21 protein-coding genes and 1 pseudogene are annotated in these 21856 nt (G+C 74.6%); 7 read left to right on the top strand and 15 right to left on the bottom strand.

The genetic code is table 11. The features are described from left to right. Positions 1-36: 36 nt before the first annotated feature. The 9 genes from ACFV9Q_RS24630 to ACFV9Q_RS24670 all read right to left on the bottom strand — a co-directional run bounded on the left by ACFV9Q_RS24630 (position 37) and on the right by ACFV9Q_RS24670 (position 8134). The gene (locus ACFV9Q_RS24630) at positions 37-1323 is read right to left on the bottom strand and encodes an ABC transporter substrate-binding protein (protein ID WP_377236594.1); all 1287 of its coding nucleotides are present in this window, start codon (positions 1321-1323) and stop codon (positions 37-39) included. 52 nt (positions 1324-1375) lie between these two features. After that, a complete protein-coding gene (locus ACFV9Q_RS24635) occupies positions 1376-2407 on the bottom strand; it encodes a branched-chain amino acid ABC transporter permease (protein ID WP_377236595.1) in 1032 nt (343 codons plus the stop codon). Then, positions 2404-3282 (bottom strand): branched-chain amino acid ABC transporter permease, encoded by an 879-nt coding sequence (locus tag ACFV9Q_RS24640; RefSeq protein ID WP_377236596.1) that lies wholly within the window; start codon positions 3280-3282, stop codon positions 2404-2406. The genes ACFV9Q_RS24635 and ACFV9Q_RS24640 overlap by 4 nt, the downstream gene beginning before the upstream one ends. Positions 3283-3305: 23 nt before the next feature. Then, complete coding sequence (locus tag ACFV9Q_RS24645) at positions 3306-4037, bottom strand: ABC transporter ATP-binding protein (RefSeq protein WP_377236597.1); 732 nt, start codon at positions 4035-4037, stop codon at positions 3306-3308. Further along, entirely contained in the window at positions 4034-4807 is a 774-nt protein-coding gene (locus ACFV9Q_RS24650) for an ABC transporter ATP-binding protein (protein ID WP_377236598.1), read from the bottom strand. The genes ACFV9Q_RS24645 and ACFV9Q_RS24650 overlap by 4 nt, the downstream gene beginning before the upstream one ends. A 95-nt stretch (positions 4808-4902) precedes the next feature. Then, positions 4903-5673, bottom strand: coding sequence for an SDR family NAD(P)-dependent oxidoreductase (locus ACFV9Q_RS24655; RefSeq protein WP_377236599.1), 771 nt, complete (start codon positions 5671-5673; stop codon positions 4903-4905). Further along, the gene (locus ACFV9Q_RS24660) at positions 5670-6692 is read right to left on the bottom strand and encodes an NADPH:quinone oxidoreductase family protein (protein ID WP_377236600.1); all 1023 of its coding nucleotides are present in this window, start codon (positions 6690-6692) and stop codon (positions 5670-5672) included. Before ACFV9Q_RS24660 ends, ACFV9Q_RS24655 begins: the two co-directional genes overlap by 4 nt. Before the next feature lie 3 nt (positions 6693-6695). Beyond that, entirely contained in the window at positions 6696-7307 is a 612-nt protein-coding gene (locus ACFV9Q_RS24665) for a TetR/AcrR family transcriptional regulator (protein WP_377236601.1), read from the bottom strand. 41 nt (positions 7308-7348) lie between these two features. Continuing rightward, a complete protein-coding gene (locus ACFV9Q_RS24670; protein ID WP_377236602.1) occupies positions 7349-8134 on the bottom strand; it encodes an SDR family oxidoreductase in 786 nt (261 codons plus the stop codon). Positions 8135-8283: 149 nt separating this feature from the next. Here ACFV9Q_RS24670 and ACFV9Q_RS24675 point away from each other — a divergent pair, with 149 nt between their 5' ends. From ACFV9Q_RS24675 to ACFV9Q_RS24685, 3 genes are read left to right on the top strand one after another with little or no spacing between them, the layout of a single operon-like run. Beyond that, positions 8284-8913 (top strand): QsdR family transcriptional regulator, encoded by a 630-nt coding sequence (locus tag ACFV9Q_RS24675; RefSeq protein WP_377236603.1) that lies wholly within the window; start codon positions 8284-8286, stop codon positions 8911-8913. Positions 8914-8926: 13 nt separating this feature from the next. After that, positions 8927-9463 carry a YbhB/YbcL family Raf kinase inhibitor-like protein gene (locus tag ACFV9Q_RS24680; RefSeq protein WP_377230810.1) on the top strand — a complete coding sequence of 179 codons (537 nt, stop codon included), beginning with the start codon at positions 8927-8929 and terminating at the stop codon, positions 9461-9463. Continuing rightward, positions 9460-10038, top strand: coding sequence for a YbaK/EbsC family protein (locus ACFV9Q_RS24685; protein ID WP_377236604.1), 579 nt, complete (start codon positions 9460-9462; stop codon positions 10036-10038). The genes ACFV9Q_RS24680 and ACFV9Q_RS24685 overlap by 4 nt, the downstream gene beginning before the upstream one ends. A 60-nt stretch (positions 10039-10098) precedes the next feature. On the opposite strand, the gene ACFV9Q_RS24690 is transcribed toward ACFV9Q_RS24685, so the two are convergent. Continuing rightward, positions 10099-11076 carry a siderophore-interacting protein gene (locus ACFV9Q_RS24690; RefSeq protein WP_377236605.1) on the bottom strand — a complete coding sequence of 326 codons (978 nt, stop codon included), beginning with the start codon at positions 11074-11076 and terminating at the stop codon, positions 10099-10101. Between the two features lie 326 nt (positions 11077-11402). On the opposite strand from ACFV9Q_RS24690, the gene ACFV9Q_RS24695 reads away from it, so the two are divergent. After that, positions 11403-12218 carry an MHYT domain-containing protein gene (locus ACFV9Q_RS24695; RefSeq protein WP_377236606.1) on the top strand — a complete coding sequence of 272 codons (816 nt, stop codon included), beginning with the start codon at positions 11403-11405 and terminating at the stop codon, positions 12216-12218. Positions 12219-12297: 79 nt separating this feature from the next. On the opposite strand, the gene ACFV9Q_RS24700 is transcribed toward ACFV9Q_RS24695, so the two are convergent. Beyond that, a complete protein-coding gene (locus ACFV9Q_RS24700; protein WP_377236607.1) occupies positions 12298-13125 on the bottom strand; it encodes a TrmH family RNA methyltransferase in 828 nt (275 codons plus the stop codon). A gap of 25 nt (positions 13126-13150) precedes the next feature. Then, positions 13151-14233 carry a DNA polymerase IV gene (locus tag ACFV9Q_RS24705; protein WP_377236608.1) on the bottom strand — a complete coding sequence of 361 codons (1083 nt, stop codon included), beginning with the start codon at positions 14231-14233 and terminating at the stop codon, positions 13151-13153. Between the two features lie 189 nt (positions 14234-14422). Between ACFV9Q_RS24705 and ACFV9Q_RS24710 the strand changes: the two genes are divergently transcribed. Then, positions 14423-15136, top strand: coding sequence for a sigma-70 family RNA polymerase sigma factor (locus tag ACFV9Q_RS24710; protein ID WP_377228903.1), 714 nt, complete (start codon positions 14423-14425; stop codon positions 15134-15136). On the opposite strand, the gene ACFV9Q_RS24715 is transcribed toward ACFV9Q_RS24710, so the two are convergent. Together ACFV9Q_RS24715 and ACFV9Q_RS24720 are read right to left on the bottom strand one after the other, a co-directional pair. Continuing rightward, on the bottom strand, positions 15111-18047 hold the full coding sequence (locus ACFV9Q_RS24715) for a hypothetical protein (protein WP_377236609.1): 2937 nt from the start codon (positions 18045-18047) through the stop codon (positions 15111-15113). The two genes, ACFV9Q_RS24710 and ACFV9Q_RS24715, sit on opposite strands and share 26 nt — an antisense overlap. 438 nt (positions 18048-18485) lie before the next feature. Then, positions 18486-18557: pseudogene (locus tag ACFV9Q_RS24720) on the bottom strand (hypothetical protein); the annotation flags it as partial. Between the two features lie 787 nt (positions 18558-19344). Between ACFV9Q_RS24720 and ACFV9Q_RS24725 the strand changes: the two are divergent. Both ACFV9Q_RS24725 and ACFV9Q_RS24730 read left to right on the top strand, forming a co-directional pair. Next, on the top strand, positions 19345-20556 hold the full coding sequence (locus ACFV9Q_RS24725; protein WP_377236610.1) for a sensor histidine kinase: 1212 nt from the start codon (positions 19345-19347) through the stop codon (positions 20554-20556). Then, the gene (locus ACFV9Q_RS24730) at positions 20553-21164 is read left to right on the top strand and encodes a DNA-binding response regulator (RefSeq protein ID WP_377236611.1); all 612 of its coding nucleotides are present in this window, start codon (positions 20553-20555) and stop codon (positions 21162-21164) included. Before ACFV9Q_RS24725 ends, ACFV9Q_RS24730 begins: the two co-directional genes overlap by 4 nt. 290 nt (positions 21165-21454) lie before the next feature. On the opposite strand, the gene ACFV9Q_RS24735 is transcribed toward ACFV9Q_RS24730, so the two are convergent. Beyond that, entirely contained in the window at positions 21455-21856 is a 402-nt protein-coding gene (locus ACFV9Q_RS24735) for a YchJ family protein (protein ID WP_377236612.1), read from the bottom strand.

Consider the following 21856-nt stretch of genomic DNA (forward strand, 5'->3'; position numbering starts at 1 on the left):
GTTCCCCTCTCGTGCGGTGGTTCTGGTGGTTCCGGGTCACTCCGTGACCGGTATGCCCTCGTTCTCCAACGGCACCTGCGTGGGCTCGACCGGGGTGGCCCCGGCCTCGGACACCGTGTAGGCCTCGTCGGTGAAGTCCTGCACGCCGTCCGTCACCACCGCGATGCGGACGGTGCGGTGCGCAAGATGATCCTCCGCGGAGTACGTCAGCGGCGCTATGCCGTTCCCCTTCAGGTCGCCGGACTCGATCGCCGCCACGACCGACTCCCGGGTCGGCTCGGGTCCCGCCGCCGCGAGCGCCTCGGCGAACTGGTAGCCCACGCTCATGCCGTAGGTGGTGTTGCCCGTGTAGGGCGCGCCGTCGTTGTACTCGTCGTTGATGGTCGAGAACAGCTCGTACCACTCGGACGACGGGCTGTTGGGCAGGTAGTTCACCGAGATGAGGCCCTCCAGCACGGGCGCGACGTCCGCGCCGAGGTACTCCACGAGCGTCGGGTGGTCGGCGCCCGAGGAGGAGACGTGCCACTTCGGGAACCAGTCCATCTGCGCGGCGGTGCCCACGGCCAGGGCGGTGAACCCGTTGATGGTGCCGAGCACGTTGTGCGTGCAGCCGGCCTCCTTCATGGCGCCGATCTGCGCGGTCACGTCCTGGTCGGCGGTGGAGTAGGTCTGGCTGCTCGCCACCTTCCCCTCGCCGACGGCCAGCTCGACGCCCGCCAGGATGCCCTCGCCGAAGTCGTCGTCCTGGCCCAGCACGCAGACGACAGCGTCCGGCTCGGTGTCCAGCGCGTACTGGGCGAGCGCCGCGCCCTCGGTCACGTAGTCGGCGTTGAAGCCGAACGTGTTCGGGTACTCGTCGGGCTGGTCCCACGTCAGGGAGCCGGAGGCGACGAACAGGTCGGGCACGTCGTTCTGGTCCAGGTAGTCGAGCACGCTGGAGTGCGTGGGCGTGCCCAGGCCGTTGACGACGGCGAAGACCTGGTCCTCCTGGACCAGCTCGCGCACCACGGTCTGGGTGTTCGCGGGGTTGTAGCCGTCGTCCTTGACGATGTACTCGATCTCGCGGCCGTGGATGCCGCCGTTCGCGTTGACGTAGTCGAAGTACGCGGCGGTGGCCGCCGAGATCGACGCGAAGCCGGCCGCGGCCGGACCCGTCAGCGGCTGGTGGGTGCCGATGACCACCGTGTCGTCGGTGACGCCGGGTACGTCGGCGGCCGCGGGGGTGGAGCAGGCCGACAGCGCCGTCGCGGCGGTGAGCCCGAGGACGGCCGCCGCGCCCACGGAGCGGGGGCTGGTGGGGCTGGACAAGGAAGCAGTGCGCATTTCCGTTCACCTCACTGTGTTGGGAAGGACGTGCTGGGAATGGACTTTGCGGTCAGGTACGAGCGGGGCGGGCCCGGCCCAGCAGCCGGGCGAGCCCGCCCGGCCAGAGCACGGTCACGACGATCACGACCACGCCGAACAGCGCGATCTCGACGTTGCCCTGCAGGCGGTGGCCCAGGTCGGCGGGCAGGGCGGTCGTGGCCTGGTCGACGACCCAGGGCAGCAGCGTCACGAGCACCGCCCCGATCGCGGCGCCGCCGAGCGAGCCGAGCCCGCCGATCACGGCGGCGACCACGAGCAGCAGCGAGAACCCGAGGCCGTACGCCCCGGGGCTGACCTGCTGCGTCACGATCGCGAGGACGACGCCACCCAGGCCTGCGGCGAGCGAGCTGACCGTGAACGCCCCGGCCTTGACCCGGCCGGGGTCGACGCCGGCCAGGCGAGCGGCCGTCTCGTCGTCGTGCACCGCGCGCATGCGCAGGCCCGCGCGCCCGGCGCGCAGGGCGACGAGCGGGGTGACGGCGCAGGCCGCGACGAGGATCGCGAGCCAGGCGTGCCACTGCTCGGTCGCGATGAGCGCCGCCAGCGCGTCGGGCACGGGGACGAACGGGGCGCGCACGCCCTGCTCCCCCGCCAGGCCGGGGATGGTGCTCGCGGCCGAGGGCAGCGCGATGACCAGGGCGAGCGTCAGGCCCGCGAGGTAGGGGCCGCGCAGCCGGGCCGCGGCCAGCCCGAGCAGCAGGCCGAGCAGCCCCGAGGTGATCAGGGCGCCGGCCACGCCGGCGAGCAGGGGCAGGAGCCAGCCGCCGACGCCGTCGGACACGGCGGTGCCCTCGATCGCGGTGGCGACCCCGGTCGCGGTCAGGGCGTACCCGTACCCGCCGGCGGCCATGAGCACGCCGTGCCCCAGGGAGAGCTGGCCGGTGAGCCCGACCAGCAGGGTGAGGCCGGCGACGGCGACGAAGACCCCGGTCGCGGTCGCTAGCTGGTAGTTGCGGTACGGGTCGAGCAGGAAGGTGGCGCCCAGGGCCAGGAGCGTGAGCAGGCCGGCGCGCAGCAGGAGTCTCGTTCCGGAAGTTCTCATGCGGCCCGGGCCTCCCGCACGGCGAAGAGCCCCTGCGGCCGCACGAGCAGCACGACCGTGAGCAGCGCGAGCACCGCCAGGGGCGCGGCGGCGGCCGAGGCGTACCCGGTCACCAGGCTCGCCAGCACGCCGACCGACAGCCCGGCCACCAGCGCCCCCACGGGCGAGTCGAGCCCGCCGACGACGGCGGCGGCGAACGCGTTCACGAACAGCACGTCGGCGGCGTGCGGGTCCAGGCCGAGCCCCGTGGGCACCAGCAGCAGGGCCGCGAGCGCCGCGGTGGCGATCGAGAGCGTCCAGCCGAGCGTGACCATGCGGGGCACGCGGACGCCGAGCAGGCGCGAGGTCTCGGGGGCGAAGGCGGCGGCGCGCAGCTGGAGGCCCAGCGAGGTGCGGTTGAACAGCAGGGCCAGGCCGCCCATGACGACGGCGGCGACCACGAGCACGAACAGGTCGTAGGGACTGAGCAGGTTCACGCCGCCGATCGCGAGGGGCCGCTGGGAGAACGGCGCGTGCACGGGCCGGTGGTCGGGTCCGACGGCGATAGCGAGCCCCGCCTGGAGCACCATGACCAGGCCGATCGCCACGATGATGCCGGCCAGCGGGTTGTCCTGCGGCACCAGGCGCATGAGCCACCGCTCGACGACGGCGCCGAGCAGCGCGCCGACGGTGAGCGCGGCGGCGAGCCCCAGCCAGTACGAGCCGGTGGCGGACGTGATCGCGACGGCGACGTACACGGGCACGACCGCCAGGGCGGCCTGGGCGAAGTTCACGACGCGGGCGGCCCGGTAGACGATCACGAGCGAAAGGGCGAACAGGGCGAGGACGGCGCCGCGCGCCAGTCCGGTCGACAGCAGGAACACGAGTCTTTCCACGGCAGGTCTCCTCTCTTGGCCGGCTAGAAGCCCAGGTAGGCGTGGCGGAGGGCGGGGTCGGCGGCCAGCGCGGCGGCCGGGCGGTCGGCGACCACCTCCCCCAGGGACAGGACGACGCCGCGGTCGGCCACCGACAGCGCGCCGGTGACGTTCTGCTCGGCCAGGAGCACGGTGAGTCCCGTGGCCGCGGCCTGGTCGCGGAGCACGCCGAGGAGCTGGGCGACCACCAGCGGCGCCAGCCCGAGGGAGGGCTCGTCGAGCAGGAGCACCGCGGGCCGGGCCACGAGCGCCCGGGCGAGGGCGAGCATCTGCCGCTCGCCGCCGGACAGGGTGTGGCCGGCGGCGTCGCGACGTCGTGCCAGGGGTTCGAACAGCTCGTACATCTGCCCGACGGCGGCATCGCGCGCGGCACCGGCACGCCTCCGCCCCGCGTCCCGACACAGGGCACCGAGCCGCAGGTTCTCCGCGACGGTCAGCTCGGCCACCACGGAGCGTCCCTCGGGGACGAGCGCGAGCCCGCGGCGCGCGCGGTCCTCGGTGGGCAGCCCGGTCAGGTCCGCGCCGTCGAGCAGCACCCGGCCGCCGCGGACGGGGACCAGGCCCAGCAGGGCGCGCAGCAGCGTCGTCTTGCCGGCGCCGTTGGCCCCGAGCAGCGCGACGACGCCGCCGTCGGGCACCTCGAGGTCGAGGCCGTCCAGCACGGGGGCGCCGTCGCCGTAGCCGACGACGAGGCGCTCGATCGTCAGGGTGCTCATGCGGATCCCTCCGGGGCGCCGGTCCCGGCGGGGACGCCGAGGTAGGCCTCCTCGACGGCGGGGTCGCGGCGCACCTCGTCGGGCGCGCCGGCGGCGATGACGTGCCCGAAGTCGAGCACCACCACCCGGTCGGCCACGTCCGTCACGAAGTCGACGTGGTGCTCGACCAGTAGCACGGAGCAGCCGCCGCCGGACACGTCGCGCACGGTCCCCGCGAGCCGGTCGATGTCCGCGGGGCCGAGCCCGCCGGCGGGCTCGTCCAGGAGCAGCAGCCGCGGCCGGGTCACCAGGGCGCGGGCGAGCGCCACGCGCTTGCGCTCCGGGTAGGGCAGCGTCCCGGCGGGCACCGCGGCCAGGTCGTCCAGGCCGAGGGCGGCGAGGGTCTCGCGGGCGGTGTCGCGCCCGAGGGCCCGGGCGCGCCGGCCGGTGCCGGTCAGCGGCACGAGCACGTTCTCCAGCACCGTCAGGCGGTCGAACAGCCCCAGCCCCTGCAGGGTCCGGGAGACCCCGGCCCCCAGCAGCCCGGTCGCGGACGACGGCGCGGGCGCGCCGTCCACCCGGACCCGGCCCCGCCGGGCGCGCACCAGGCCGCACACGGCGTTGAACACCGTGGTCTTGCCGGCGCCGTTGGGGCCGATGAGCGCGACGGTCTCGCCGTCGGCCACGGTGAAGGACACGTCGTCCACGGCGGTCAGGCCGCCGAACGTCACGGTCAGCCCCGAGACCTCCAGCCGGGGCGGGCTGTCTGCTGCCTTGCTCGTCGTCGTCATCGGCACCTCGTCGTGTCGGATGGATGGATGAAAGAGAAACCGACCGGCCGGTTTGTTGTGGGCCCAGGGCGCCCCGTCGCCAGCCGGCCGGCCGTCTACCGGTGCGGTATCCCGCTGGTCATGCCGCCGTCGACCACGATCTCCTGGCCGGTGATCCACGCCGACGCCTCGCTCGCGAGGAACAGGATGGTCCCGGCCAGGTCGTCGGGAACGCCCGGGCGGCCGAGCGGGATGACGAGCGCGTCCGGGTCGATCCGCGTGCTCATCTCGGTCAGGACCAGGCCGGGGTGCACCGAGTTGACCCGGATCCCGTCCTTGCCCAGCTCCACGGCGAGCGACTTGGTCAGGCCCCGCACCGCGAACTTGGAGGCGGTGTAGCCGTGCAGGCTCCAGCTCCCGCGCAGCCCCTCCACCGAGGAGATGTTGATGATCGAGCCGCGCCCCGCCGCCTTCATGGTGGGCACCACCGCGCGGCAGCCCAGGAAGACGCCCGTGGCGTTGACCGCCATCACGGCGTTCCACTTGGCGAGCGTGAAGTGCTCGATCGGAGCCGCGTTGGCGATGCCCGCGTTGTTGACCAGCACGTCCACGCCGCCGAGCGCGCCTGTCACCTCGCCGACGACCCGCTCCCACGCGTCCTCGTCGGTCACGTCCAGGTGCGCGAACCGGGCCCGCTCCCCCAGCTCCTCGGCCAGCGCCCGGCCCTCGGCGTCCAGCACGTCGGTGATCACGACGTGGGCCCCGGCGTCGTGCAGGATCCGGACGTACGCCTCGCCGATGCCGCGGGCCGCGCCCGTCACGAGGGCGACCCGGCCGGTCAGGTCGTGCAGCCCGGCGGCTGTGGGGCCTGCGCCCGGGGCGGTCATGCCGCCACCTCGTCGCCGACCACCGCGTCGTCGGCCACGCGCACCACGAGCCGCCCCGTCGTCGCGCCGCCCGCGAGCCGCGCCACCGCGGCGGGAGCCTGGTCGAACCCGACCACGTCGCCCAGCGCGGGGCGCAGCACGCCGTCGGCGGCGAGCCGGGTCAGCTCGGCGTGCGCGGCGTCCACGAGGTCGGGCCGCCGCTTCTGGTAGAGCGCCCAGTGCAGGCCGAGGACGCCGTAGTTCTTCACCAGGGCGATGTCGGCCCGGACCTTCGGCATCTGCCCGCTCGCGAAGCCGACCACCACGATCCGCCCCTCGAACGCCAGGCAGCGCGTGGATGCCTCGAAGGAGTCGCCGCCGACCGGGTCGAACACGACGTCCACGCCCGGCCGACGCAGCGCGCCGACCCAGTCGTCGTCGCGCAGGAACACCTCGTCCGCGCCCGCGGCGCGGGCCGCGGCCACCTTCCCGGCGCTGCCCACCACCCCGACCACACGCGCGCCGGCCGCCCTGCCGAGCTGGCACGCGGCCGTGCCCACGCCGCCGGCGGCGGCGTGCACCAGCAGCGTCTCCCCGGCCCGCAGCCCGGCCCGCCGGTGCAGCCCGAACCACGCCGTCTGGTAGGCGATCGTCAGCGCGGCGGCCTGGGCGTCGTCCAGGGCCGACGGCGCCGCGTGCACCGCCTGGGCCGGGAGCGTCGCGTACTGCGCCAGCACCCCGATCTTCGAGCCGACGACGCGGTCGCCCACCCGCACCCGCTCCCCCTCGGTCACGCCGGGCCCGAGCGCCACGACGTCGCCGCACAGCTCGATGCCCGGCACGAACGGCAGCTCGGGCCGCTCCTGGTACTCGCCGCGCGCCAGCAGGACGTCGGGAAAGTTCACCGCGACGGCCCGCACCCGCACCAGCACCTCGCCCGGTCCGGGCTCGGGCACCGGTACGTCGTGCAGCTCCATCACCTGCTCGGGCTCCCCGTGGGAGACCACGCGCCACGCCTTCATCGCCGTGGGTGGGTTCACGTCTCAGTCCTTCCTGCTGCCGTGTCCGGTGCTTCTGATGCCGCGCAGGAACAGCTCGGTGAGCTGCTCCGCCACCTCGGCGGTGGTCTCGGGACCCGCGGGCGAGTACCACTGGGGCAGGTAGTGCACGTCGGAGAAGAAGTTGGCGATGAGCACCGCGGTGGGCACGTCGTCGCGGAACACCCCCTCCTTGATCCCGCGCTCCAGCAGCGCCTGGAAGTCGTCGTTGTACGCCCGACGGCGCCGCTTGACCTCCGCCTGCCGCTCCGGCGCGAGCATGTGCTGGCTGCGGGTGAACACGGTGCCCTCGGCCAGCAGCTCGATCGACGTCGTCACCACGTCCTCGCACACGGCGCGCAGCACCTGCTCCACGTCGTCGCCCCGCGCGTCGCCCGCCGCGACGAGCTGGTCGAGCCGCGCCTTCTGCAGCGACAGCATCCGCTCGTAGATCGCGAACAGGAGGTCGTCCTTGGAGGCGAAGTAGTGGTACATCGCCCCCTTGGTGACGCCCGCGGCGGCGACGATCTGCTGGACGCTCGTGGTCGCGTAACCCTGCGAGGCGAACAGGTCGAGGGCGGCCCGCAATACCTGGTCGTGGACGTTCGTGGTGCGCATGGCCACATCCTTCACCGTCGCGGGCGCGCTCGTGCCACGGCTCACCAGGCCGCCCGCACGCTCGCCCCGCCGTCGACCAGGAGGGTCTGGCCGGTCACCCAGGCGGCGTCGTCCGACAGGAGGAAGGCGGCGGGCCCGGCGACGTCGTCCGGCACGCCGAGCCGCCGCAGCGGATAGGCGCGCGCCGCCTCCTCCTCGCGCCCCTCGTACAGCGCGCGCGCCAGCCGCGTCTTCACGACGGCGGGCGCGAGCGCGTTGACCCGCGTGGCCGGGGCGAGCTCGTCGGCGAGCTGCACCGTCAGGTTGATCAGGGCTGCCTTGGAGACGCCGTAGAAGCCGATGTTCGCGGCCGACGTCGTGCCCGCCAGGGACGCCATGTTGACGACGGAGCGCAGGGCGGGAGAACTGTTCACCGCCTCGCGCGTCCACTCCAGCGCCGCGATGACGTTCACGTCCAGGATCTTGCGGGCCGCGCCCACGTCCAGTCCCGCGAGCGGCCCGTAGGCGGGGTTGATCCCGGCGTTGTTGACCAGGTGGTCCAACCGCCCGAAGTGCTCGACCGTTCGCGCGATCGTCGCGGCGCGGTGCCCGGCGTCGTCCGCCTTGCCCGCCACGCCCAGGGCGCGGTCCGCGCCGAGCCCGGCCACCGCCTCCGCCAGCGTCCCGGGGTCGCGGCCGGTGATGGTCACCCGGCCGCCCTCGGCCACGATGCGGCGCGCGATCGCGAGCCCGATCCCCCGGCTCGCCCCGGTGACGAGCGCGACACGCCCCTCGAACCTGCGCCCGGGCACGCTCCCGAGCCCCTCGGCGACGTCGTCGTCAGCCACGCATACCTCCGTACCGTCTGGTCGGTTTGTATGGGGACCGTAGCACGCCCCCACGCCCGGGGATAGGGTGGTGCTCGGAGAAAGATGTCCCTTATGCATCATTCTTCATGGTGTTGCACGGGACACCGGTCCAGCGGTTGGATGACCTGATGACGACCACGACGTCGAGCATCGCGACGGTCGGGCTGCAGGCGGCGCCGAGCCGGCTCTCCGCCCGGCTGGCCACGCACCCCGAGGCGCAGCGCGTGCTCGACCTGGCGCGGGACACGTTCATCGAGGGGTACCGCATCGACATGGGCCCCCTGGCCACGCAGCTCGGCGTGGACCGCACGTCGGTGTTCCGCTGGGTCGGCAACCGGGACGCCCTGCTGTCCGAGGTGCTGTGGTCGCTCGCCGTGCCCACGCTGGTGCAGGCGGAGCACGCCGCCGAGCACCTCACGGGCGCCGAGCGGCTCGCGACGCTGTTGACCACGTTCGCGCACGACCTCATCGTGGCCGACTACTTCCGCGCGTTCCTGCGCCGCGAGCCGGCCCGCTCCCTGCGCCTGCTCACCACGGCGGACAGCCCGATCCAGCGCCGCTTCGTCGCGACCGTCGAGTGGCTCGTGGTCCGCGACCTGGGCGAGGAACCCTTCGGCGGCACCATCACGCCCGAGGAGCTGGCCTACCTGCTGGTGCGGGTCTCGGAGTCGCTCACCTACGCGGACCTCATCACCGGCGACGAGCCCAGCCCGGCGCGGGCCCGCACGGCGTTCCGCCACCTGCTGCGGGTCACCTGACAGAGTGAGCCCCATGGATTTCACTCGTCCCTACCCGCCGGACCCGTACACGCTGCTGCCCGCGCCCGCCGTCTTCGCGCTGAAGAGCACCGACCTGATCGACGGAGAGCGCATGCCGGACGCGCACGCCGCGCACGCCCGGAACATCTCGCCCGCGCTCGAGTGGAGCGGCTTCCCCGAGGGCACCCGGTCGTTCGTCGTGACCTGCTTCGACCCGGACGCGCCGACGCCGATGGGCTACCACCACTGGACCGTGGGCGACCTGCCGGCCGACGTGACGTCGCTGGAGACCGGCGCGGGCGCACCCGACGGGTCGGGGCTGCCCGCCGGGGCGTTCCAGACCCGCAGCGACGGGCACACGCCGGGCTTCGAGGGCGCCGGCCCGCCGCCCGGCGACCACCCGCACCGGTACATCTTCGCCGTGCACGCGCTGGACACCGCACCCGGCGAGCTCGGCCTGGGGCCGGACAGCACCAACGCGCAGGTGGCGTTCAACGTGTACTTCCACCTGCTGGGCCGCGCCACGCTGACGGCGACGTACAGCCGATGAGCGACCACGCCGCCCTGCCGACCCTGGGCGACCTCGCCTGGGCGCCCGCGCTCGACCACCCGGAGCTCCTCGCCGAGCCCGTCCGCGCGGCGCTGGCCGCCTGGGCCGCGACCGACGAGCGGGTCGCCGGCCAGGTCGCGGTCACCGAGATCGACCCGGACCACGCCGACACGGCCACGCTCAACGAGCTGCACGACCTGCCGCCGGAGGCCTCGGCCAACTGCGTGCTGGTGGCCGGCAAGCGGGCCGAGGAGGAGCGCATCGCGGCCTGCGTGGTGCCCGCCAGCACGTTCGCCGACGTCAACAAGCGCGTGCGCAAGCTGCTCGACGTGCGCAAGGCGTCGTTCCTGCCGACCGACCGCGCCGTGGCCGACTCCGGCATGGAGTACGGCGGCATCACGCCCGTGGGCCTGCCGGAGCACTACCGCGTGCTCGTCGACTCCCGGTTCACGCAGGACGGCACGATGGCGCTGATGGGGTCCGGCGTGCGGCGCTCCAAGCTGCTCATGCCCGGGCCGCTGCTCTGCGTCATGCCGGGCGTCGAGGTGGTCGAGGACCTCGGCGTCCTGCGCTGAGCCGACGAACCGCGTCGACCGGCACGGTCGACGCGGTTCGTGGGCTCGTACACCGCGGAATCAGTTCTCCGCGCGGCCCTTGCGCCAGTAGCCCATGAACGCCACGGACTTGCGGTCCACCTGGCACTCGTTGACCAGGTAGCGGCGCAGCGTCTTGATGACGCCCGCCTCGCCCGCGAGCCACGCGTACAGCACGGTGTCCTGCGCCAGGGGGCGGCCCGCCTCGTCGACCGGCACCTCCCAGAGGATGCCCGTGTCGATGTCGACGTCGTCGGCCTCGCCGGAGAGGTCGACGCCCGCGGCGGTCAGCGCCGGCGAGGTGTCCGACGACGGCCGCACACCCATCGCGAGCAGCCGGTCGGCGGCGGCCTGCACGGCCGGGACCAGCACGTCGCCGTGCTCGCGCCCGTCGCGGGCCAGCCAGTGCACGCGCACGCCCTCGGGCGCGCCGAGCTGCCAGCCGTCCTCGGGGTGGGGCACCTCCAGGAAGACCTCGCCCACGGCGTCCGCGGGCAGGGACTCGCAGATGGCCGCGATGGCGGGCACCGCGGTCTCGTCACCGGCCAGCAGCAGCGCGTGGCCGCACGCCGGCGGGGCGAACTCGACGCCGCCGTGCACGCCGTCGTACTCGGCGTTGGGACCCATGATGACCAGGGGGTCGCCGGCGGCCGCCGTCAGGGCCCAGCGCGACGCGGGGCCGGTGTCACCGTGCATCACGACGTCGACGTCGACCTCGCGCATGTTCTGCCGCACGGTCCGGACCGTGTAGGTGCGCATCGGGTTGCGGTGCTCGTCGGGGAGCATGCGCCAGGCGGCGTACCAGTCGGGGTCGTCGCGGCGCAGGGCGTCCCAACCGCCCTGGGGCGACGGGAGCAGCAGCTTGATGCGCTGGTCACGGCCGTTGTCCGCGAACTTGTCCAGGTCCGGACCCGTGAAGGTGAACCGGACGAAGGACGGGCACAGGCGCGTCACGCGCGCGACCTGGACATCGAACATTCGCGAGGGCTTGACGGCGAGCCCCTCGGTCTTGATGGTCACGACGGTGAGCCTAACCTAACTTTGCCGGGCCTGTTCCACTCCCTCCGGACCGTGGGACGGGACCTGCGTCACAGCGTCGGCGCACCGCGGGCGAGGAACGGAAACCCCGGGAAAAGCGGCACCACACGGAGCGAAAAGATCACCCCTTCGGCGGTGAAATTAACCCTGTACAAACAGTGCATCTCGTCCCATAGACCCGCTAACTTGGCGACGATCCGAACCGCTTCGATGTCTTCGCGACGTCCTCGCGATGTCCTCGCGGCGCTCTCGAGCGGCGGCGGGTCGCACCCCCCTTGCACACTCTGCACTCGCTGGAGAACGACATCATGATCGACCACTTCGCGCTGGGCTGGGTCACCCCCGTCCTCTCGTTCCTGCTCTCGTGCGCCGGCTGCGCCGTCGGCCTGACCTGTACGGCCCGCGCCCGCGTGGCCCATGGCTTCGCGAGCGTCGCCTGGCTCGGCCTCGGCGCGATCTCGATCGGCGGCACGGGCATCTGGGTGATGCACTTCGTCGCCATGCTCGGTTTCTACGTCCGGGGCACCGAGACCCGCTTCGACGTCCCGCTGACGCTGGTGAGCGGCCTGCTCGCCATCGTCGTCGTGGGCCTCGGCCTGTTCATCGTCCGCGCCGCGGGCGTCGGGCCGGTCGCCCTGGTCGCGGGCGGCCTGATCACCGGCCTGGGCATCGCCGCCATGCACTACCTCGGGATGCGCGCCCTGCACGTGGGCGTGGAGATCACCTACGACATCCCGACCGTCATCGCGTCGGTGGTCATCGGGATCGTCGCCGCGACCGCGGGCCTCTGGCTCTCGGCGAAGGTGCGCAACTTCGCCGCCGGCGCGGGCGCGACGGTCATCATGGGCCTCGCCGTCTCCGGGATGCACTACACGGGCATGGCGGCCATGCGGGCCGAGGAGACCAACGCGATCATGCCGATCGAGAGCGGCATCGGTGTGGGAGCGCTCCTAGGGCCGCTCATCATCGGCGTCACGATCAGCACGATCATGATGCTGCTGGTGGTCGGGCTGGCGCCCAGCCCCCAGGAGATGGAGGCGCAGGAGAAGTTCAAGGGCTGGCAGGGCCGCCAGGACGAGATCCAGCGCGAGACCTCCGCTCCCCGCCGGTCCCAGCTGCTCTGAGCCGGTACCAGCTGCTCTGAGCCGGTACCAGCTGCTCTGAGCCGGCGCGGCGTCGCGCGGCGCCCGGCCGCGGGCGCCGTCAGACGCGGGTGGCCCAGAAGGCCACCGCCGACGCCGCGGCGACGTTGAGGGAGTCGACGTCGCCCGCCATCGGGATGCGCACCACCAGGTCGGCGGCCTCGACCGCGCCCTTGGTCAGGCCGTCGCCCTCGGTGCCGAGCACGAGCGCGAGCTTGTCCGGCGGGTCCGCGACCAGCTCGTCGAGCGTGATCGAGTCGTCCGTCAGGGCCAGCGCGGCGACCGTGAAACCGTCCGCGCGCAGGTCGTGCAGGCCCGCCGGCCACTCCTCGACCCGGGTCCACGGCACCTGGAACACGGTGCCCATCGACACCCGCACCGAGCGCCGGTAGAGCGGGTCCGAGCAGCGCGGCGAGACGAGCACCGCGTCCACGCCGAGCGCGGCGGCGCTGCGGAAGGCGGCGCCGACGTTGGTGTGGTCCACGACGTCCTCCAGCACCGCCACCCGCCGCGCGCCCGCCCCGCCCCGCGCCCCCGCGAGCAGCTCGCGCACGCTCGGCAGCGGCGGCCGGTGCATCGCGGCCAGGGCGCCGCGGTGCAGGTGGAAGCCCGTGATCTCCTTGAGCAGCGGCTCCTCGGCGACGTAGACGGGGGCGCCGGACTGGGCGATCACCTCGCTCATCGAGTCGAGCCACTTGGGCGCCATGAGGAACGAGCGCGGCCGGTGCCCCGCCGCGAGCGCCCGCCGGATCACCGTGGAGCTCTCGGCGATGTACAGGCCCTTGGCCGGCTCGTGCTTGGAGCGCAGGACCACGTCCGTGAGGCTGTTGTAGTCGGCCAGGCGCTCGTCGGCGGGGTCGTCGATGCGGACGACGTCGAGGGTGGTCACCGATCCATTCTCCCTGACGGTCCGGTCAGATCTGCCCGCGGACGGGAGTGCGCTCGACCGGGTCGCCGTCGTCGGGCATCACCATCTCGGCGCGGACGCCGAGCAGGCGCACCTCGCGGCCTGGTTCCATGCCCTCCGCGAGGGCGAGGACGGCGGCGGTCAGGTCCCCGAGCGACCGCGTCGGGGCCGACAGCTTCTTCGAGCGGTCCTGCGTGAAGAAGGGCGCGTAGCGCACCTTGAGGCCCACCCGGAAGACCGGCCGCCCTTCCGCCTCGGTGTCGGCGTGCACCTGCGTGACCAGGTCCCGCAGCGCGGCCTCCACCTGCTCGGGCGTGGTGAGGTTGCGCTGGTAGGTGGTCTCGCGGCTGTGCCCGCGCGCCACCCACGGCGTGTCGTCGACGACGGCGGAGCCGTGCCCCCGGCCCAGCTCGCCGTACCAGGCGCCCATGCGCGGCCCGAACTCGGCGACCAGCACGTCGCCGTCGGCCGCGGCGAGGTCGGCGACGGTCGCGATGCCGTGGGCCGCGAGGCGCTTGGACACCTTGGGCCCGACGCCCCACAGGTCGATGGTGGGCCGGCCACCCATCACGTCGAACCAGTTGTGCCCGGTGAGGCGGAAGATGCCCGCGGGCTTGCCGAACCCGGTGGCGATCTTCGCGCGGATCTTGTTGTCGCCGATGCCGACCGAGCAGCGCAGGCCGGTGGCGTCGAGGACCGCCGCCTGCGCCCGGCGGGCGACGGCCTCCGGGTCGTCGGTGTCGCAGCCGAGGAACGCCTCGTCCCAGCCGAGCACCTCGACCACCGTGCCGAGCCCGCGCAGGGTCTCCATGACGTGGCCCGAGGCCTCGAGATAGGCCTCGCGATCGACGGGCAGGATGATCGCATCCGGCGCCTTGCGGGCCGCGACCCGCAGCGGCATGCCCGACCCGACGCCGAGCTCCCGCGCCTCGTACGACGCGGTGGAGACCACCGTCCGTTCCGCCGGGTCGCCGCGCCCGCCCACGATGACCTGCCGCCCGGCGAGCTCGGGGCGCCGCAGGATCTCGACCGCGACCAGGAACTGGTCGAGGTCGACGTGCAGCACCCAGGGGAAGGCACGCGGGCCCATGTCACGAGTCTTCCGGAGGGGGCCCGGACTGTCCTGCCTGGAACGCGCGTTGCCGCGCGGCAGCCGGCTGGCACACCGTTATCGTCCCGTTATCTCTCACAGCGAAACTCTCCCCTCTTCCCACGGAGCCTCAAGACTCCATATTCTCCGGGGCAAGGAAAGTTCGTCTCACTCAACAGGAGAGCTGCGATGAGAACTGCCAGGAACTCCCGGTCTCCCCGCCCGCGCCGCGGCAAGGAACCCGCCCCGCACCCGGCGTTGCCGCAGTCCTACGCGGCAATGATCGAGCGCACGCCGTCGCTGGACGACGCGCAGCTGGAGTCCCTCCTCGAGCGAGCAGTCGCCGGAGCGGACGCCGCGCGCACCCTCGACGCCACTGCGGTCTCCCCCAGCCTGCGCGCACAGCTTGAGACCAGGGTCAAGGACGGGCAATACGCGAAGGAGCGTCTCGTCCTCGCCCACCTCCGCCTCGTCCCGGCCGTCGCCGGCTCCTACGCGGGCCGCCTGCCGTTCATGGACCTCGTGCAGGAGGGCAACGTCGGCCTGGTCCGCGCCGCCGACTCGTACGACCCCGCGCACGGCACGTTCGCCGCGTACGCCCACCGCTGGGTACGCCGCTCGATCGTCCGCGCCGTCGCCGCCGCCGAGCAGGCCGAGCGCACGAGCGGGCCCACCCCCGAGCAGAACCTGCTGCGCCGCCGCGTCCGGCAGGCCCTGGCCCACCTGGACGCCGTCGAGGCCCGGGTCCTGGAGATGCGCTTCGGCCTCCTGGACGGCACCACGCGCACCCTCGACGAGATCAGCCGCCGCCTCGGCGTGACCAAGGAGCGCGTGGCGCAGATCCTCGAGTCCGCGCTGGCCCGGCTCCGCGACGTCGTCAGCCCGGCTCCCCTCGCTGCGTGACCGCCGGCTGGGCACCCGACTGCCCGGCCGGCGTCAGCCGCACCCTCAGCCGACCGATCACCTCGTCCAGCGCCTCGTGGTACGCCCACGACGCCGGATACCCCGAGTGCGTCGCCACCGCGAAGAGATACGCCGACCGGTCCATCTCCTCCGCCCCGCGGTCGACGTCGTTCTCCCCGTAGCCCATCACCGGGAAGCCCAGGAAGTCGGTGCGCCGCCACAGGTTCACCCACGCGGGCTTCGCACCGCAGGTCAGCAGCGAGAGCAGCGTGGCCTGTTCCCCCGAACCGGGCTCGGGGCCCTCCGGCGTCAACGGCGCCGCCGGAACGGCCCCGGGTCCGGAACCTGCCGCGCGCTCGTCGCGAGCGGTGGCCTCGACCTGCCCGCCCCACGGGTCCGCGGACCAGGCGGGTCCGGTGCTGGGCGGCAGGCCCGTCGTCGACGACCCCAGGAGGTCGGGGAAGAACCGGCCGAAGAACGGCCGCAGCTGCATGCCGTAGGTCAGCAGCCCGATGCGCCCGTCGGCAGTGTTGGACGACGTGTCGGACGACGTGCCGGACGACGTGTCGGACGCGCCGTCGGCCACCGGGTTGCCCGCCCGGATCAGGATGACCGCGGCCGCCAGCACGCCGCCCATCGAGTGCCCGGACAGCACGACGCGCCGCCCGGGAGCAACTCGCGCGCGCTCGGCGTCGTCGGCGATGTCGGCGCCGGTGAGCCAGGCGTCCACGCGGGAGCGCACCTCGGGCACCACGCGCTCGGCGTAGCTCGGCGGGCCGAACGGGTGGGCGCTGCGCGGCAGGAAGCACAGGAGGTCCCACAGCAGCCCCCACGGACGGCCCGGGACGCCGCCCGAGGCGCCCGCCAGCGCGCTGGCCACCAGCGTCGCCGCGAGCACCCCGAGGGCCGGCACCGCCAGGGACGACAGCCACGGGGGCACCTGGACCGCCCCGGTGCCGCCGGGCCGGGCGATCAGCGGGATGTGGGCCACCAGGGCCGCGACGTAGCACGCGGCCGCCAGGGCGCCGCCGGCGAGCTCCACCCGGTGCGACATGGCCGCGACCTGCCGGCCCCGCAGCACCCGCTCCAGCACGGGGTTGGCGCCGCCGTCGGGGCCCGGGGCGTCCGCGACCGCCCGCCAGGCGGGCACCGCGGGGCCGTACGGTGGCCCGAGCGTGCGCGGCGCGCCCGGGATCCAGAGCGCCCGCGAGCGCAGGGTGTCGATGACGTACGGCCCGGCCGCCGCCACGACCAGCAGCACCACGAACACGAGCGCGATCACCACGGACGCCGTGCCGAACTCGGTGTAGACCGGCGGGACCCGCACGAGCTCGGGGTCGGGCACGGTGCGCGCGACGCCGACCAGGCCGCCCCCGAGGGGCTCCGGCGCGGGGTGCTCGCCGGTGCGCAGGGCCCACTGCACACCGAGCACCAGCAGGCTGGAGTAGACGGCTGCCGCCGCGACGGAGACCAGCAGGAACACCCCCGTCCCGGCGCCGTTCCAGCCCTCGGTGGCCCGGCGCCGCAGCAGCATCGCGGCCCCCACGACCACGACGGGGCTCAGCACGGCGAACAGCGCGACGGCCACGAGCAGGTAGCGCAGCCCCGGGCCCGGCTGGGTGACCAGCACGACCCCGACGCACGCGGTGGCGACCACCGGCACCGCCGTCCACGCCGCGACGGCCCGGGTGCTGCGCGCGGTGCGCCAGGCGAGGCCCGTCGCGGCGATGCCGCCCAGACCGACGCCGAGCAGCGCCGGCACGAGGTCCAGGCCGATCAGCGCGGGCATCCGCTCCGGCTGCGGCCCGGCGACGCAGGCGGCGCACGCCAGCAGCCAGACCAGCAGCCCGGCGGCGAACACGGCGAGGCCGGCCCGGGCCTTCCAGCGCGGGGTGACCGCCTGGACGCCGTCGTCGTCGGTACGCAGGGCGACGAACGCGCACGCCCCCAGGATCACGACCAGGGCCACCAGCGGGAGGCCGGGGGCCGGCAGGCCGGCGTCGGCGTAGCGCGTCCAGGTGAGGTACTGCCCCGTCAGGGCGAGCGCCGCGCCCAGGTGCGCCCACAGCAGGCCCGAGCCCGAGCGCTGCGACCAGAAGCCCGCGCGGTGCAGCGGCGGGCCCGACGGCGGCACGGTGCGCCCGGCGCGCATCACCGAGAACTTCGACTCGAACCGGACCTGGCCGCCGTGCGCCACGGCCACCAGGATCGCGACCAGCAGCACCGGGACCAGCGAGAGGAGCGCCAGGCGGTCGCCGACGTCGAGCCGGGCCAGGCCGTGGAGCGCCTCGGGGATGCGGGCGCAGACGGGGACCACCGCGTCGGGGCCGGGGCCGGCCAGCCCGATGCAGCGCGTGGCGACCACCGACAGCGCGACCGTCGCGACGGCCGAGACGAACAGCAGCGTCAGCCCGAGCGAGAACACGCGGGTCAGCGCGGCCGTCGGGTCCGGGCGCAGGCTGCCCGGGCGCGTGTCGCGCGCCGTGGGCCGGTGCGCCGCCAGGGCCGGGGCCGGGATGCGGCGGGCCCAATACGCGGCGTTGACCAGGCCGAACGGGACCATCGCAGCCCACAGCAGGCGCACCGCGACGGTTCCCACCACGCCCAGGATGCCGCCGAACGGCAGTCCGCCGAGGCGGGCCATCGCGCCCCACGAGTAGGCCTCGCGGCGCACGTCGGGGCGGATCGCGTGCACGTCGCCCGGCGGGAGCGCCCGGTCCCGCGCCTCGGCGGCCGGCGTCGGGACCCAGAAGCTGCCCAGGCCGTCGCCGTCGGACTGGGTCACCTCGTCCCGGGGCAGGCCGAGCGCGCCGTACGGCAGCGCGTTCGCGACGCCGTGGATCCGCAGCTCGAGGATGCTGGGCGGGGTTCCGGGCTGGATGCCGGGGACGGTTCCGGGCGCGCTGTCCATAGCGCCCCAACGTAGGGGTGCCCGACGCCGCCGGGCGTGCCGCCACGCGCGGCCCGGCCGGATCCTGCGGGAATCACGCAGGATCCGGCCGGGCTCCCTGACCTGGGGCGTCGCAGGGCTGGGTACCGCCGCCTCAGGGCGCGAACGTCACCGCGACCACCGCCGCGGCCAGCAGCAGGTCGTAGACCACGCACGCCTCGGCGTACCAGCGCCACACGACCGCGCCGGCCCGGTGGTGGAACGCGTCCCAGACCGCGTGGCCCACCAGGCCCGCCGCGACCACGTACGCCCCGGTGTCCTGCCCCGCGAAGGCCGTGGCCAGCAGCGCGACCACCGCGAACACCGCGAGCCCGGCGGCCTGCAGCAGCACCATCGACCGGCCCCGGATGCTGCGCCGCACCAGGCCCACCACGGGGTACACGAGCGCGACCCCCAGGATCAGCCACGGCGGGAGCCCGCCCACGCCGCCCGCGATCGTGCACGCGAGCAGCGCCAGCCCGAGCAGCACGGGCCACCGGCCCCGCAGCCACGCCAGGTCGAACCCGTGGACGTGCTGCGTGTACTCGGCCGGGCGCAGCAGCATCGCGCCCGCCATGGCCGGCACCATCAGCACGTGGCCCCAGAGCATCAGGTCGCCCGCCGTCGCCGCCCCGGCCCAGAACAGCGCCAGCAGCACCGCGAACGGCGCCGCCATCGCGGCGTTCATCTCCCAGATCGCGGCCCAGCCGTGCCGCCGCACCCGCATCCACACCGTCATGGCCGCGACCATGTCCAGGACCATCACCACGGCCCCGACGTCCGGCCGGGCCAGCGCCGCCTCGACGCCGAGGGCGGCGCCCGCCAGGTCCCATGCCGGGGCCAGCGCCAGCATGCCGAGCACCATCACCACGACCATCTCGGCCAGGTGCGCCAGGAACCGGCCGACCACGCGGGCCCGGGACACCGGTGCGGTGTCGTGGGCCACGTGGGCGCGGGCGGCTCCGTGGGCCGCCGCGTGGGTCGCCGTGGGCGACGCGGTGTCCCCCGTGCCGTCTCCCCGGACCGCCACCGTCATCGAGGCCGCCGCCGTGCCGGCCGTTCCCGCCGTGACCCGGCCTGTCGTCTCCGTCATCTCGCCGTCTCCTCGCTCCGGGCGGCGTTCCTCGCCGCGCTGTTCTCCACGCTGTCGCGCGGCGCGGGGCGCCAGTAGTGCCGGACCGCACCCGGGCGCGGGCACTTGTCACGAGCCCGTATGACAGATGTCATCAAGGCGCCGCGGCACGCCCCGGACCCGCGTCGGCGCTGGCAGGATGGCGTCATGAGCACCGGCCCGGCCGTCGCGGACGACGGCGGCAGCGGACTCGCGAGCTTCCGCCGCAACGTCTGGTGGGGGCTGGCGGGCACCGTGGCGTGCGTGCTGGGCTTCGCCGTCGGCGACTGGGTGCTGGACCCCGACGTACCCGCCGGGCTGCGCGCCCTGACCGGCCTGTCCACGGCGACCACGATCGTCGCGTGCGGCGTGCTGCTGGGGCAGCGGATGCGGGACCGGGCGCCGTCGGCCGGCTGGCTGGTCACCGCCATCGGCGCCGCAGTGGTTGCCGCAGCGGTGCCGCTCGCCGTCGGCAACTTCGGGATCTGGTCCATCGCGCCCGCCGCCACGATCGCGGTGCTCGTCATGTTCCTGCCGCCGCGCCGGGCGTGGCAGGCGCTGGGCATCGCGCTGGTCGTCCTGCCCGCGATCGGCCTGGTCACGGCGTTGGCCACGGGCGAGCCCAACGTGGCGCACGCGGTGTGGATGCCGACCCTCATGGTCGTGGCGTTCGGCCCGGCCATGCTCGGCATGCTCCACGGCTGGCAGGTGGCCACGCGGCTCGACGACGCCCGGCGGCTCGCCGGACAGCTCGCCGTGGCGGACGAGCGCCTGCGGTTCGCCGCCGACCTGCACGACATCCAGGGGCACCACCTCCAGGTGATCGCCCTGAAGAGCGAGCTCGCCGCGCGCCTGGCGGAGGCCGACCCGGCGCGCGCCGCGGAGCAGATGCGGGAGGTGCAGCAGCTCGCCGGGGACGCCCTGCGCGAGACCCGTGCCCTGGTGCAGGGCTACCGGCGCACCACGCTCGACGCCGAGATCGCCAACGCGTCCAGGGTCCTGGCCGCGGCGGGCGTCGAGGTCCGCGCCGACGTCGACGCGGGCCTCGCCGCCGCCCTTCCCCAGGCGCCGCGCAGCCTGCTGGGCCTCGTGGTCCGCGAGGCCACCACCAACGTGCTGCGGCACAGCAGCGCCACGCGCGCGGCAATCGTCCTGGTCCCGGACGACGCCGGCGCGCGCCTCGTGATCGACAACGACGGCGCGCGGCCGGCGGCGTCGGGCAACGGCTCGGCGGAGGCCGGTTCCGCCGGCGCGGTCGGCACGACGGGCGACGGGACCGGGCTGGCCTCCCTCGCGGAGCGCCTCGACGCCGTCGGCGGGCGCCTGTCCTGGGTCAGCGACGAGGACCGGTTCGTGGTCACGGCGACGGTGACCGGATGATCCGCCTGCTGCTGGCCGACGACGAGGAGCTGCTGCGCGGGGCGCTGTGCGCCCTTCTCGACCTCGAGGAGGACCTGCACGTCGTGGCCGAGGCAGCCACCACCACCCAGGCGGTCCGGCTCGCGGGGCAGCACCGGCCCGACGTCGCGGTGCTCGACCTGGAGATGCCGCCCACCGACGGGCTGCACGCCGCCGGGCAGATCCTGGCCGGCGCCGACGGCACACCGCCCCGCATCATCATCGTCACGCGGCACGCCCGCCCCGCCGTCCTGCGCCGGGCGCTGGCCGCCGGGGTGAGCGGTTTCGTCCCCAAGTCGACGCCCGCGGCGCGGCTCGCGCAGATCGTGCGCGACGTCGCCGTCGGGCACCGGTACGTGGACCCCGAGATCGCGGCGTCCGCGCTCACGGAGAACGAGTGCCCGCTGACGGACCGGGAGCTGGAGGTGCTGCGGGCGGCGCGGGCCGGCGCGCAGGTGTCCGAGATCGCGTCCGCCGTGCACCTCGCACCCGGCACGGTGCGCAACTACCTGTCCTCGGCGATGGCCAAGCTCGGCGTCGCGACCCGACACGCGGCGGCCCACCGCGCGTGGGAGGAGGGCTGGATCTGACCGGCCTCCTCGGTGCGGCCGGTCGCTGCACCCTGCCGGGCGTCGACGCCCCGGCAGGTGGACACCACCAATGCGGGGGTGGCCGGGTGACCCGGATTTCGATCGGCTGCGACCCTGCTATGCCAGCCCTGCCGGACTATCCGGCCAGGCCGAACTTGCCGGGTCCCTGGTGAACGGAGTCCGGCCCACCCGGCCACCCTCGCCCGGGCTACGGCGACGCCGGCGGTCCCCGGCCGACGATCGGCCGGCCGGCACAGGGTCCGGCGGCCCAGGCACCGACGTCGCGGGGCCTAGCCCGTGTGGGCCTCGCGGGCGCCGTCGACGTAGAACCAGCGGCCGTCCTCGCGGACGAAGCGGCTGGTCTCGTGCAGGCTGCCCCGCACGCCCGTGACCGGGGAGCGGTAGAAGGCGGTGAACTCCACGAGGCCGGTGGTGTCGAACGGGCCGCCGCGCTCCGTGCGGTGGATGTCGAGGCGGCGCCACTGCTCGTCCCCCACCCCGGCGTCGTCGGGCCGGGTGTCCGGCGCCCACGTGGCCAGCAGGTAGGCGCCGTCCCCCACCGCGAACGCGGAGTAGCGGGAGCGCATCAGCGCCTCGGCCGTCGGGGCGGCCGCGGCGCCGGAGTGGTAGCGCCCGCAGCAGGCGCCGTAGGTGTCGCCGGAGAGGCAGGGGCAGCGTTCGTCGTCGTGCAC

Source organism: Promicromonospora sp. NPDC059942, assembly GCF_042731755.1.
Lineage (GTDB): Bacteria > Actinomycetota > Actinomycetes > Actinomycetales > Cellulomonadaceae > Promicromonospora.

Coding starts and splice junctions, on each gene's coding strand:
- ACFV9Q_RS24665 (WP_377236601.1), bottom strand. CDS start 7,307: ATGCGCACCACGAACGTCCACGACCAGGTATTGCGGGCCGCCCTCGAC.
- ACFV9Q_RS24705 (WP_377236608.1), bottom strand. CDS start 14,233: ATGGGCCCGCGTGCCTTCCCCTGGGTGCTGCACGTCGACCTCGACCAG.
- ACFV9Q_RS24730 (WP_377236611.1), top strand. CDS start 20,553: ATGATCCGCCTGCTGCTGGCCGACGACGAGGAGCTGCTGCGCGGGGCG.
- ACFV9Q_RS24630 (WP_377236594.1), bottom strand. CDS start 1,323: ATGCGCACTGCTTCCTTGTCCAGCCCCACCAGCCCCCGCTCCGTGGGC.
- ACFV9Q_RS24680 (WP_377230810.1), top strand. CDS start 8,927: ATGGATTTCACTCGTCCCTACCCGCCGGACCCGTACACGCTGCTGCCC.
- ACFV9Q_RS24650 (WP_377236598.1), bottom strand. CDS start 4,807: ATGACGACGACGAGCAAGGCAGCAGACAGCCCGCCCCGGCTGGAGGTC.
- ACFV9Q_RS24710 (WP_377228903.1), top strand. CDS start 14,423: ATGAGAACTGCCAGGAACTCCCGGTCTCCCCGCCCGCGCCGCGGCAAG.
- ACFV9Q_RS24715 (WP_377236609.1), bottom strand. CDS start 18,047: ATGGACAGCGCGCCCGGAACCGTCCCCGGCATCCAGCCCGGAACCCCG.
- ACFV9Q_RS24685 (WP_377236604.1), top strand. CDS start 9,460: ATGAGCGACCACGCCGCCCTGCCGACCCTGGGCGACCTCGCCTGGGCG.
- ACFV9Q_RS24725 (WP_377236610.1), top strand. CDS start 19,345: ATGAGCACCGGCCCGGCCGTCGCGGACGACGGCGGCAGCGGACTCGCG.
- ACFV9Q_RS24635 (WP_377236595.1), bottom strand. CDS start 2,407: ATGAGAACTTCCGGAACGAGACTCCTGCTGCGCGCCGGCCTGCTCACG.
- ACFV9Q_RS24695 (WP_377236606.1), top strand. CDS start 11,403: ATGATCGACCACTTCGCGCTGGGCTGGGTCACCCCCGTCCTCTCGTTC.
- ACFV9Q_RS24655 (WP_377236599.1), bottom strand. CDS start 5,673: ATGACCGCCCCGGGCGCAGGCCCCACAGCCGCCGGGCTGCACGACCTG.
- ACFV9Q_RS24645 (WP_377236597.1), bottom strand. CDS start 4,037: ATGAGCACCCTGACGATCGAGCGCCTCGTCGTCGGCTACGGCGACGGC.
- ACFV9Q_RS24675 (WP_377236603.1), top strand. CDS start 8,284: ATGACGACCACGACGTCGAGCATCGCGACGGTCGGGCTGCAGGCGGCG.